This is a genomic window from Roseibium sp. ROS1 (assembly GCF_054658215.1).
The window spans coordinates 1135688-1147673 of record NZ_BAAGIG010000001.1; the positions used below are offsets into that span (position 1 = coordinate 1135688).

At 57.6% G+C, this 11986-nt stretch carries 12 protein-coding genes; 5 read left to right on the forward strand and 7 right to left on the reverse strand.

Annotation, left to right across the window (positions count from 1 at the left end; genetic code table 11):
• Positions 1 to 102: 102 nt before the first annotated feature.
• Positions 103 to 993 carry a phosphoserine phosphatase SerB gene (gene serB, locus ACYQ6M_RS05070; RefSeq protein WP_460072508.1) on the reverse strand — a complete coding sequence of 297 codons (891 nt, stop codon included), beginning with the start codon at positions 991 to 993 and terminating at the stop codon, positions 103 to 105.
• On the opposite strand from serB, the gene miaA reads away from it, so the two are divergent.
• The 3 genes from miaA to ACYQ6M_RS05085 all read left to right on the forward strand — a co-directional run bounded on the left by miaA (position 992) and on the right by ACYQ6M_RS05085 (position 3321).
• A complete protein-coding gene (gene miaA, locus ACYQ6M_RS05075; RefSeq protein ID WP_460073190.1) occupies positions 992 to 1945 on the forward strand; it encodes a tRNA (adenosine(37)-N6)-dimethylallyltransferase MiaA in 954 nt (317 codons plus the stop codon). The genes serB and miaA overlap by 2 nt on opposite strands.
• Before the next feature lie 210 nt (positions 1946 to 2155).
• Complete coding sequence (locus tag ACYQ6M_RS05080; RefSeq protein WP_023000534.1) at positions 2156 to 2695, forward strand: GNAT family N-acetyltransferase; 540 nt, start codon at positions 2156 to 2158, stop codon at positions 2693 to 2695.
• 80 nt (positions 2696 to 2775) lie between these two features.
• On the forward strand, positions 2776 to 3321 hold the full coding sequence (locus ACYQ6M_RS05085) for a GNAT family N-acetyltransferase (protein WP_460072510.1): 546 nt from the start codon (positions 2776 to 2778) through the stop codon (positions 3319 to 3321).
• Between the two features lie 22 nt (positions 3322 to 3343).
• On the opposite strand, the gene ACYQ6M_RS05090 is transcribed toward ACYQ6M_RS05085, so the two are convergent.
• Positions 3344 to 3922: a TetR/AcrR family transcriptional regulator gene (locus ACYQ6M_RS05090; RefSeq protein WP_168684518.1), complete on the reverse strand. Its 579-nt coding sequence runs from the start codon at positions 3920 to 3922 to the stop codon at positions 3344 to 3346.
• Positions 3923 to 4041: 119 nt separating this feature from the next.
• Between ACYQ6M_RS05090 and ACYQ6M_RS05095 the strand changes: the two genes are divergently transcribed.
• A complete protein-coding gene (locus ACYQ6M_RS05095) occupies positions 4042 to 4458 on the forward strand; it encodes a 4-oxalocrotonate tautomerase (protein WP_075283545.1) in 417 nt (138 codons plus the stop codon).
• A gap of 85 nt (positions 4459 to 4543) precedes the next feature.
• On the opposite strand, the gene ACYQ6M_RS05100 is transcribed toward ACYQ6M_RS05095, so the two are convergent.
• The 5 genes from ACYQ6M_RS05100 to ACYQ6M_RS05120 form a co-directional block, all read right to left on the reverse strand.
• A complete protein-coding gene (locus ACYQ6M_RS05100) occupies positions 4544 to 5089 on the reverse strand; it encodes a P-loop NTPase family protein (protein ID WP_460072512.1) in 546 nt (181 codons plus the stop codon).
• A gap of 136 nt (positions 5090 to 5225) precedes the next feature.
• Positions 5226 to 6782, reverse strand: coding sequence for a 2-isopropylmalate synthase (locus ACYQ6M_RS05105; protein WP_023000539.1), 1557 nt, complete (start codon positions 6780 to 6782; stop codon positions 5226 to 5228).
• Positions 6783 to 7348: 566 nt separating this feature from the next.
• Positions 7349 to 8437, reverse strand: coding sequence for an HD domain-containing phosphohydrolase (locus tag ACYQ6M_RS05110; RefSeq protein ID WP_209169666.1), 1089 nt, complete (start codon positions 8435 to 8437; stop codon positions 7349 to 7351).
• Positions 8434 to 10755, reverse strand: coding sequence for an ATP-binding protein (locus tag ACYQ6M_RS05115; protein WP_460072515.1), 2322 nt, complete (start codon positions 10753 to 10755; stop codon positions 8434 to 8436). Before ACYQ6M_RS05115 ends, ACYQ6M_RS05110 begins: the two co-directional genes overlap by 4 nt.
• The gene (locus tag ACYQ6M_RS05120) at positions 10752 to 11255 is read right to left on the reverse strand and encodes a putative pterin-binding protein (RefSeq protein ID WP_062488176.1); all 504 of its coding nucleotides are present in this window, start codon (positions 11253 to 11255) and stop codon (positions 10752 to 10754) included. Before ACYQ6M_RS05120 ends, ACYQ6M_RS05115 begins: the two co-directional genes overlap by 4 nt.
• 550 nt (positions 11256 to 11805) lie before the next feature.
• Here ACYQ6M_RS05120 and ACYQ6M_RS05125 point away from each other — a divergent pair.
• Positions 11806 to 11931 carry a hypothetical protein gene (locus ACYQ6M_RS05125; protein WP_268257691.1) on the forward strand — a complete coding sequence of 42 codons (126 nt, stop codon included), beginning with the start codon at positions 11806 to 11808 and terminating at the stop codon, positions 11929 to 11931.
• Positions 11932 to 11986: the final 55 nt, after the last annotated feature.

The window sequence follows — 11986 nt, forward strand, 5'->3', positions numbered from 1 at the left end:
CATACTCCGTCGAAAGGTTCATTCCTTGAAAGACAAGAAGGACCGCCCGCGCGAGGCGAGGATTCGAAACCGCTCAAATCAGGATTGCCGCAGGCCCGCGCCTTAACTCAGTACGAAATCGCTCTCCGCGTAGCCTTGCAGGTAGAGCAGGGCTGTGAGGTCGCCGTGGTCGATGCGGAAGTCGGCGGCGGCGGCGACTGCCGGTTTGGCCCTGTAAGCGACACCGGCTCCTGCGCGTTCGATCATGGCGAGGTCGTTCGCGCCATCTCCGACCGCAAGCGTATCTGCGAATTCCAGGCCTCGCTCCGCGACGAGAAATTCCAGGCGGGTGCGCTTGGCTTCGCGTCCGAGAATCGGTTCTCCGACCTTGCCTGACAGTTTTCCGTCCACTTCCAGCAGGGTGTTGGCCTGGTTCTCGTCAAAACCGATCAGCGTCGCGACAGCAGATGTGAAATGGGTGAAGCCACCGGAAACAAGGGCGCAGTAAGCGCCGTTCGCCTTCATAGTCTGTACCAGCGTACGGCCGCCCGGCATCAGCTGGATCCGCTTGCTGAGCACCGTTTCGATGGCCGACACCGGCAATCCGGCGAGAAGGCCAACACGTTCGCGCAGGGCCGGTTCAAAATCGATCTCGCCGCGCATCGCCCGCTCGGTAATTTCCGATATGCGATCCTTGAGGCCAAGTTCAGCCGCCAGTTCGTCGATGCATTCCTGGCGGATCATGGTGGAATCCATGTCGGCGATCAGCAGGTGCTTGCGGCGGCCGGCTTCCTTCTGCACAAAGACGTCGACGGGGGCACGACCAATCACTTCGCGCAAGATACCGTCCGCGGTACTTGCCTCCAGACCCTCAAAGCGGATATCCGCTGCCACACCTGCAGAAAGACGGGTCGAGGTTCCGGTAACGCCGAGTGCATCGGATGCCTGCCGAACCAGATCCTCGTCGACTGCCGGCGCAGCAGGAGTGGACACCAAAGTGGCAACAAAAGACATGGACGGTTCCCTGGACGACGATGACGGCACGCCCGCAACTGCCAGGCGCGCCATTCTGATAGCCGGGCCGACAGCCAGCGGCAAGTCCGCTTTGGCGTTGACGTTGGCCAAAAGGCTGAATGGTGTCATCGTGAATGCAGATTCCATGCAGCTTTACGAAGACTTGCGACTGGTGAGCGCACGCCCCAGCGTGGCGGAGGAGGCTGAAGTGCCTCACCGGCTTTACGGTGTGCTGCCTGCATCGACTGCCTTTTCGACCGGCGACTGGCTGCGCCTGGCGGAACGGGAACTGCTAGATGCCTGGGGAAACGGCCAGACGCCTATCCTCGTCGGTGGCACCGGCCTCTACTTCAAGGGGCTGACGGAAGGCTTTGCGGAAATGCCTGGCATTCCGGAAGAGAACCGTGCCAGGGCGAGATCCATTGCCGACACGCAAGGTGTGGAAGGTTTGAGGCAGCACCTGATTGCCGAGGGGGATCCTGAGTCTGCCGAGGCGCTGGTTGATCCGCAACGTCTTGCCCGTGCACTGGAGGTTCTGCTGGCAACCGGTCGCCCTCTGAAGGCGTGGCAACAGCACGCCCAGTCATCGCCTCTTCTCAAGCCGCAGGCGTGTCACCGGATCGTTCTGGCACCGCCGCGGCCCTGGCTGCATGAACGTATCGAGCAACGGGCCAGGTTGATGGTTTGCGAAGAAGGCTTCAATGAAGTGCGGGCCCTGCTTGAACAAGGCCTATCGGATAAGTTGCCAGCGATGAGGGCAATCGGCGTGCCGGAACTTGGCGCCTATCTTGCCGGAAAAGCCGATTATGCAGAAACCATCCACAGGCTGACTGTTGCAACGCGTCAATACGCAAAGCGTCAGGAAACCTGGTTTCGCAACCAGATGTCGGATTGGCAACGGGTTGATCCTTCAAACCTAATTGAGATGGAGGCCTTTCTCCGAACGGTTTGACGGCTCAGCGTCAACTTCTGATGTGTGCGGTGCAGCAGTGGTTTGAGCGTAACTCTTTGGTATTGCGAATATATTTTTGTCAAAATTGATCTTATACTTTTGTCTGCCATGGCAATGGCACAATTCAGGGTTACATGGCTAACATGCGTTCGGTGGCGGGATTCGCCGCCGCTTGTAAGGCCTGAAGAAATCCTAGACTGGGAGGTCACGGTGCAGACGATCATACTCGAATGCGGTTCAGTGCGGCTCGTCCCTTTCAAGCCAACCGATATTCATCTCGTCAAAGATCTTCACTCCGATCCTTACGGCAACCGATGTACAGAATATTCCACCAATTGCACCGTCGTTGATGCGGAAGAACTGGTGCGCTCTGCTCAGCAGAACCAGGACGACCTCGGGTTTGCCAAGTGGAAGGCGGTGTCTTCCGATGGGGCATTTCTGGGCTGGGCCGGGTTTACGCCTGTCAGCGAAACTTCCGAGATCAGTCTGAACTATTGCCTGCGTCTCGACGTGCTGGATCAGGACCCGGATCTGCCCAAGCGCCTTTGTGCCGCCTTGTCAGACTGGTTCTTCGAAAACACCTATTTTTCCCATCTGGTCGCTGTCGTGCGCACCGACAACCGGACCATGCGAGAAGTGGTCAAGGGCAACGGTTTCTATCACCGCGAGAGCAAAGTGATTGAAGGCATGCAGGCGGACGTGTTTCAGCTCCTGAGCCCGTCCATGCAATCCTATCTCATGAGTGCTTAGGCATTTTCGGGGCTTACGGGACCTCGGGAAATGCGTCGGGACCGTGTCTGCCACGGTCCCTTTTTTTGAGAGTGACCCATTTGAACACACCCATTCTGACAACAGGCAGGCTGCGCCTTTTGCCTTTTTCCGAAGATGACTTCCCATTGTTGCAGGACCTTCATTCAGATCCGGAGGTCAATCGCTATCTGTCTCCGGGACCGGCGATCATGGATCCGGAGGAAGTGCGCCGGCGGCTCGCGAATTACGTCGGCGATCACCGGGGCACCGGGATGTCCAAATGGAAACTGGAGACGGTTGAGGGAGCCTTTATCGGCCGGGCGGGGTTCTCCTTCGAAAGGAACCCGGAAGGTTATGAACTTGGCTACAGCCTGAAACGGTCAGCCTGGGGGAAGGGCTATGCGAGCGAGATCGCGCGGGCTCTTGTCGGCTGGTTCTTCGACACGACACAGAACGATCACATGCTTGCCTATGCAGTTGCGGAACATAAGGCTTCTCAGCGGGTAATGCAGAAGGCAGGACTGCGTTTCTGGCGGGAAATAAGAAAGCACGGATTGCATTGCCGGTTCTACCGGATCACGCGCCGGCAATATCTTCAGTCTCCGGAGCCTGGCACGGGCGGTTGATCGCCTGAGTGATTGGTCGCCATCAAACGCCGGCAGCCTGCAAGGCGGCGGGCAGGGCGGCCGCTGTCACGGCTTCGGCAAGGGCCTCATCCGACATGGCCCGTGCCGTGGTCAGTCCTCCAATCAGGAGACTGAGAAAAACCCAGGCGCGGTTCCGCCGTTCAGACGGGGTGCCTTCCTTGAGCCCCTCGGCAACGAGTGACGCTATTTCCTGCATCTTGTCATCATAGAGTTTGCGGGTCTCAGGCTTGGCCCGTGCGACATCGGGCGACAGTGCGGTCATCGCACAGCCGCAGGCGCGGTCCTGCCGATGCGCCGTGCCGAGATAATACCGTGCAAATGCCTCGACCCATTTGTCGCCGAAACGTTCCCGGTAGTCAGGAATGGTGGTGATTACTTCGTCCAGTCCCTGTTCCAGCGCAGCATGAAAGGCCCCGTCCTTTGATCCCAGGTGCGCGTAGAATGCACCCGAAGTAGCACCCGCTGCCTTTGCGATCGCGTCGACACCAACCCCGGAATATCCTTCGCTCCGGAAGGCCCTGCTTGATGCGTTGAGCAAGGCTTTTTGGGTTTCTGCCTTGCGAAGTTGTTGTTTTGCCATGCGGTTCTCTCGATTAAAGAACGATCGTTATATATTTTGTTGACTTCATAACGATCGTTACATAAATAGAGTGCGTCAGAGAATATAGCGAACGTTATATTTAATTGAGAGGAACGGAAATGCCACTTGCACTCAATTACACCCAGGGCGTGATGAGCGAAGATGCCGGTTTGAAAGCAGGCAGGAAAATCACCGAAGCCTTCCTGAAATGGCACGGGCTTGGCGGCAACAAGGTCATGACCCCCAACGTGACCATGCAGATACAGGCACTGCCGAAGAACGGGGCGCTGTCCGGCGGAGAGCCGGTGGAAGGGGCCTGGCTGGAATGCAAGACGCCAAGTTTTGCCCTGGCTGCGCGGGACGTTCAGGTCGGGTTCTTCAAGGAAGCAACAGACATCATCGCTGCGGCGACAGAAGGTCGTTTGCCACGGGACCGCATCTATTCAAACGTGGTGCACACTGTGGACGGGACCTGGAACCTGGACGGCGAAGCCATGACCAACAGCCAGCTTTCCGAACGGATTTCGCAGGGTTGACGTCACAACACGGATTGAAAAGGGGCCGCTTCTGCGGCCCTTTTGGCGGATCCAGGGGCTTTTTGCCGGCAGGTAACGGGAGAATTCAGGAAACCGGTCCGCTCTCGAGTGAGCCGAGAAAACGCTTCAACTGGCGTGGACGGATGAAGACATGGCTCACTCCGGAGAACACCCTGATGCTTTCCAGATCACGTTCCCGCCGCGTCCGCCTGTAGTTCAGAACGAACTTGAAAAACGGCCAGTCGAAGCGCTCCAGGCAGCCATCCGGCAATTCGCCGCTGCAGGTGCCACCGCGGCCGAGAACGGAGCGCTTAAGCACTCTCGTCGCACAGAGAAACGTCTTAAAATCGAGATAGATGAGCGTATCAGCTGCTTTCAGGCGAAGGTCCAGGGTGCTGCCGTAGTTGCCGTCCATGATCCAGCGCGGGCGAGCGATCAGCTCTTTCATGGTGGCGCGCCAGACTTCGGGGGAAGGGCGCTGCCAACCCGGTTGCCAGTAATGACTGTCCAGATGAATGACGGGCAGGCCGGTCAGATCGCTCAAGGTTCGGGCCGCACGGGATTTGCCGGCCCCCGGGCATCCGGCGATCACCACGCGCTTCATCTCTCCGTCTGTGCCAAGGCTTTCCACCCGTTTGTCCTCCCCGACAAAACAAAGCCTCCTGAACCTTACCGGAAAATCGGTGGTTCAGGAGGCTTTTCGTGTCAGGTCCGAAATCGGGCGACAATACAGTCACCTTGATCCGGAACTTTTGGTGGTTCCGGCGTTAGACGGCAGCAAGCGCGCCCGGGTTGCCGGTCTGCTGGCGCAAGGCCAGCTTGTTCATGGCCGAAACATAGGCACGGGCGGAAGCGACCAGTGTGTCGGTGTCCGCTCCCTTGCCCGTGGCAATGCGGCCGCCGGCCTCCAGGCGCACGGACACTTCGGCCTGTGCGTCGGTGCCTTCGGTCACCGCATGCACTTGGTACAGGGACAGCTTGGCTTCATGCGGCACGATTGCCTTGATGGCGTTGAACGTGGCGTCGACAGGACCGTCGCCCGTGGCTTCCTTGGTGACGTGCTGGCCGTTGACGTCCATGGTCAGGATCGCCTTCTGCGGGCCACCCGTACCGGCAATTACCGTCAGCGCAATCACCTTGGTGCTTTCGCCCAGGATGCTGATTTCGTCCTCGACCAGGGCTTCGATGTCCTCGTCGTAGACGTGTTTCTTGCGGTCGGCGAGGTCCTTGAAACGGCGGAAGGCATCCTGCAGGGCATTGTCGCCCAATTCGAAGCCCAGTTCTTTCAGCTTGTCGCGGAAGGCGTGGCGGCCGGAATGCTTGCCCATGACCAGCGAGGTGGCTTTCACACCAACATCTTCCGGGCGCATGATTTCGTAGGTTTCGGCGTTTTTCAGCATGCCGTCCTGGTGGATGCCGCTCTCGTGGGCAAAGGCGTTCTTGCCGACGATGGCCTTGTTGTACTGAACCGCGAACCCGGAGGCGCCCGCCACCATCTTGGAAGCGCGAACCATGAATTTCGGGTCGATCTGGGTCATGTAGGGCAGGACGTCGCTGCGGGTGCGGATCGCCATGACGATCTCTTCCAGGGCAGCATTGCCGGCGCGTTCGCCCAGGCCGTTGATGGTGCATTCGATCTGGCGGGCACCGCCGGCGACACCGGCCAGCGAGTTGGCAACGGCCAGGCCCAGGTCGTTGTGACAGTGGACCGAGAAGATCGCCTGGTCGGCATTCGGCACGCGCTCACGGATCTGCTCGAACATGGACTTGTATTCGTCCGGGGTGGCGTAGCCGACCGTATCCGGCAGGTTGATGGTGGTGGCACCGCACTTGATTGCGGCTTCCACGCAGCGGCACAAGTATTCGATCGGCGTGCGCGTTGCGTCCATTGCGGACCATTCGACATCGTCGATCAGGTTGCGCGACCGTGTCACCGTGTCGGTGATGATTTCCAGCACCTGTTCTTCGGTCTTGTTCATCTGGAATTTCAGATGGATCGGCGAAGTGGAAACGAAGGTGTGGATGCGGCCCTTGCCGGCGTGTTTCACGGCTTCGCCGCAGCGGTCGATATCAGCGTGGATGGCGCGGGCCAGACCGGCAATGACCGAGTTTTTCGAGCGCTTGGCAATTTCGCTGACGGCTTCAAAATCGCCGTTCGAGGCAATCGGAAAACCGGCTTCGATGATGTCGACACCCATGTCGTCGAGAATTTCCGCGATCTGCAGCTTTTCTTCCAACGTCATGGAGGCGCCGGGCGATTGTTCGCCGTCGCGCAATGTGGTGTCGAAGATCCGGACCTGGTCCTTCTCGGAAGTGGCAGTCATGTCGTTTCGTCCCTGGCTTGGATCGGGCCTTAGGTCGCTCGGGTAAGGAAAGGCGTGGCGCGATCCGATGGTCGTGATGCGGTTTTTTGAAAACTCTCCCCTAAGTGCCCGTTCCGCCTAAAGACAAGCGAAGCAGCCGACGCTCAGGGGCATCTAAGAAGGAGGAGATCGCCAAGTAGAATGAGGCCGCCGCGCTGAGCCAGCGCGTTGCGAGAAGATCCAGAAATGTCGCGAACCGCGATCATGGGTCTGTCTTGGCCTTTGGTCGTCTTTTCAACTGGTCCGCCAAGCGTGGCGCAAAAGCGTGACCTGACGGTTAATGGGGACTGTTCATAAGTCAGGATGAACCATGATGCAACCAGCTTTTCCGAAGCTTGTACATTTGGAGCCCCCTTGGCCTGGCGTTTCAGGGATCGGCGATAGCTTGCGCAAACAAGATCTGAGCCGCTGCAAAGGGAGGAGGCAAAGGCATTGTGCCCAAAGCCGGCCCTGTTACGCCGCGTTTATCGCACGGAAGCCAGGGCGATTGCCGGCGTCTGTGGTAGACGTCTTGCGGACTGACCGCCTTAGCCGTTTTTGGCCAGGGGAATGGGCTCGTCGGCAAATCTGGCCTGGATCTCCTCCACTTCCTTCTTCTTGCTCAGGAAGGCGGCAATGCACTCCGGGTCGAAGTCGCTGCCTGATTTTTCTTCCAGAAAGCTGAAGGCCCGTTCGTTGGTCCACGCGGACTTGTAGGGGCGTTCCGTCGTCAGCGCGTCGAAGACGTCGGCAACGGCCGCTATCCGGCCGACAAGAGGTATTTCTTCTCCACGCAGACCATTGGGGTAACCGCTGCCGTCCCAGCGTTCGTGGTGTGTCGCGGCAATCTGGGTCGCGACCTGCAGCAGCCGGCAGCTGGAGCCCTTGAGGATGCCGGCTCCGATTTCCGTGTGCCGGTTGATTTCTTCGCGTTCTTCCGGGGTGAGGGGGCCGCGTTTCAGCATGATACGGTCCGGAATGCCAACCTTGCCGATGTCGTGCATCGGTGCGGCCATCTTGAGGTCTCGCCGGAACTCCATGCTCATGCCGAGTTCTTCGGCAATCAACTCGCAGAAGTTCGCCATGCGAAGGGTATGCATGGCCGTGTCGAGGTCCTTGTATTCGGAAGCAAGGATCAGCCGGTGAACGATTTCCTCGCCGCGCTTCCTGAGTTCGGTCGTTGCCCTGTCGACTTCCTCTTTCAGCCATTCCGCCCGGGTGGCGAGTTTGCGCTGTGCTTCGGCCAGCTTGGTCAGGTTCCGGACACGGGCCTTGAATTCCACCACCTCGAGCGGCTTGTTCAGAAAATCGACAGCACCGGAGGTCAGGGCCTCGATGCGCGTGTCCCGGTCCTTGTCTGCCGTGACGATCACCATCGGCTTGTCAGTATGGGCGGGGTGCTGATGAATTTCCTTGATGAGCTCGATGCCGTTGAGGCCCGGCAATTGATAGTCGACGATCGCCACATCGAATTCGACCATGTCGAGCGCCGCGATCAGGTCGATGGGATGGGAAAAGCTGACTGCGTGGCATCCGGGGATGCGCTCCACAAGCCGTTCCATGATCATGCGGTTGGTGGGATCGTCTTCGACCAGCAGGATGCGGAAATCGGTGTCGGCAAGCGGTGTGTCGGTCATATCGCAATCTTCCGGTATCTGTTTTTTGCTTTTTCCAGCTCCACCGTCAGGAGTGTCACCTGGTTGGAGGTTTCGATGCTGGTGCGAAGTGCGTCCGCAGTTTTTGAGAGGGTCGTAAATCCGAGATTGTCCGCCGCACCTTTCAGTGTGTGCAGCAGCCGGTCGTAGCTTTCCCCATCACCCGAGCTTGCTGCCTCGGTGACTTGCACAACGAGAGTGTCGGCATTTTCAAAGAAGGCATTCACCAGAGAATGGAAGACCTCCTCGCCAAGTTCCTCCCGCAGTTCAGCTCGTCTGGCATCCCCTTTCTCTTCTCCGGCAAGGCGAACCACGTTGGCGTTTGGTGTCGCTGCGTCGGATTGAGCCGCATGCCTCTGTTCCGTCGGTTCCGGAGAACCTGGGGATGTCGGCAGGTCGGTGATGCCTTCTGCTGAAGTGTCCGAAGGACCATATTCACGCAGGATGGTCGCAAGCCTCTGGAAGGTGACGGGCTTGGACTCGAAGGCATTCATGCCCGCGTCCAAGCAGTCCTGGCGGTGCCGGTCGGAAGCATTTGCCGTCATTGCAACGATGGGCAGCTTGTCGAATGGAGCGCCGATGTTCCGTATCAGCCGTGTTGCCGCGATCCCGTCGAGATCAGGCATCTGCACGTCCATCAGTACGAGATCGAAAGTGGCGTCCTGCACATGTTTGATCGCCTCTCTGCCGTCGCTGGCAACGATAACTTCCTGACCCAGTCTCTCCAGCAACTTCGTTGCGACACGCTGGTTTATGACGTTGTCTTCCACGAGCAGGATACGCAGACGGGGGATCAATGCAGTTGGGGTCGAACCGCTATCCAAACCGGTGAGATTCGCAGCAGGGGCATGTGCCAGTTGAACCGGCAAGGTGAAGCTGAAGGTCGCGCCTTCGCCAGGAATACTGAACACACCTATCGATCCACCCATCGCCTCGACGATCTGTTTGCAGATGGCAAGGCCGAGGCCCGTGCCGCCAAAGCGCCGGCTGATCGAGGAATCGACCTGGTGGAATGCGGTAAAGAGCTGCTTTTGTGCCTCTTCGGCAATGCCGATACCGGAATCCTTGACGCTGATCTTCAGTTCCAGGGTCTCGGCGACAACTTTTCCGGCAACCACATCGACGTGGATTGAGCCGTTTTCGGTGAATTTTACGGCATTGGACAGCAGGTTGAGCAGGACGCGCTTCAGCCGGGTGGGGTCGCTCTTGATGAAAGCTTTTTCAAGTGTCGGGTCGATGTTTAGCTTGAGCTCGTCATTCTGCTCGAGCGTCTTGCCTTCCACGACAGCTGCCGCCTCTTGCACCAGTTCGTCGAGCCGGAAGACAATCTGTTCGGTCTCAAGGGATCCGTATTCGATCTTCGCAAAATCGAGGATCTCGTTGATCATCTCCAGCAGTGTATTGCCGGAACTCGTGATGGTGCGGACGTAGCCGGTTTCTTCTTCCGGAAGCTGCTTTTGTGCCAGAAGTTCGGCCATTCCGAGAATGCCGTTCAGCGGGGTGCGGATTTCGTGTCCGATCGTGGCCAGAAACTCCGACTTGGCCTTGTTGCCGGCTTCTGCTGCTTCATAGGCCTTTTCGAATTCGGCTGCGGCCCTGTTCATCCCTTCTCGCGTCTGTTTCACGATGCGGACCTGCAGAAGCATATGCAGGGCGAGAAAGAGTGCGGCGACGACAATCGCGAACATGAAGAGGAAGGCCAGCATCTGTACATGGAAGACGTCGTTGCGGGCTTCGGCGCGTGCTTCTGAAATTGTCGCGTTCGTGCGGACAAGAAATTCGTTCGTGGCGCTACGAATTTTTTCGAGCGTTTCTTCGACAGGCGCAAAGTCGATGTCGGTGTAATTCTTTTTCGCTGCGATTTCGTTGAAGACAGGTTCGATGGCCAGGATCTTGGTCTGAATGGTCGTGATCCTGGATCTGAAGTTCGGACTTTGCTCGAAGAAGACGTTGTATTTGGAGTTGGCGAGGACCGAGAGACGCGAATAGAGGATGTCATAACGCGTTACGAGATCTCGCGGTGCTACGGCTTCCTGCGCCGCTTCGATACCGGCCTCGCCGATACGATATTTGACGTGTTGTACCAGCTCGTAGACGGCACGTGTTTCGCGGTCGAGCTGATAGACAGCCCAGATTGCGTCTTCACGGATAGCGTCATGCAACTGGCCTTCACGTTTGACCAGCATTGAAAAGATGGCAAGGACCGTACAGACAAGAAAGATCTGGACGACGAGAACGGATTTCGTCGCCCTTGCAGCCTGTTCAACGGCCTTGCCGCCTATTTCGAGCTGATTTTTCACTCTACCACTTCAACTTCACGGATTTGCCAGACCGAACGGGAAAAGTATTTCTCGTTGAAGAGTTCCGGGTTCGTGTCGAAAGGGTAGATCAGGAACAGGGGGCCCTTGTCGCGAACGGACATGTAGTCACCGTTCATTTTGGTCGCCAGCATGGTGTCGAAGTTCTCGGCATCTTCTACCGGCACTTCTGCACTGTAGTCGTTGAGAGCCTTGACGATCAGTTTGGAACCGCGTGCGCCAACTTCCTCCAGCACTGCGCGCAGCTGAGGGCCGGAAAAGGCGGTGGTGCCTTCAGTCCAGGGAGTCTCGAGCGTCTTGGAGATTTCTGTAAGGCCTTCCAGCATCTCCATATCAAATTCGGCGCTGTCGCCTTTGTTGGTGTTCTTGATGTTTCCCGTCACAACGAGGACGACATCACCTGTTGGAGCAGGAAGGTTGGCAGCCTGAACGGCAGAGCTGATCATCAGCGCCCCGGCCAGGAGGCTCAGTAAGGTTTTCATGGCGTTTCCCTGTTTACTTGCGCGTTACTGTAATTTTTGACAGTAAACTTGTTCTTGTTAGTTCCTCTGCGGAACTTGGGTACACCGGGAGCCTTTAATCAAATGCAAATTAAATGGGCAAACATCTGGTTAACTTCATCAGGTAAAATAAATATCTTTATCATTTATTCGTTTTAAATCAATACTTTAAAAGGTTGCGATGTGATGAAATTATTTAATTCGAGCACGAGGAAATGACGCAGTGATGGCTCGCTGCAAGCAGGTAGAGTATTGTGATTTATTACTATTCAATGGCAATGCGCGTTTAAGCGTTTGGGTCTCATTCGGAAGCGAGGAAATGGCGCCCCAGAAGCGACGATCCGGGCAGTGTTTCAACGGGATTGCGCCGAACCGCTGACTTTGGGCAAACAGCCACCCACGTGCACCGCGCAGACGGCAATGGCGGGTACGTCCGCGTTTTTCGATATCCACCTGGAGGAGCGGGCCTAGATGCTTGGGGGACAGGGTGACCGTGACCGATTTTGCGGTCGGTGCCTAATCGGCGTTGGCGTTGAACCCGCAATCGCGTATGCCGTTGGAAGGCCATGCCAACATCATCGCCTGGTATCATCGGCTGGAAGCAGTGCCGAGCTGGGCCGTGACGGCACCTGCACGTCTGATGGAAGCTGCCGAATAGGCCAATGCAAACGGCGGCCGGGATCCGGCCGCCGCGGCACACTGCTGACTTAGGG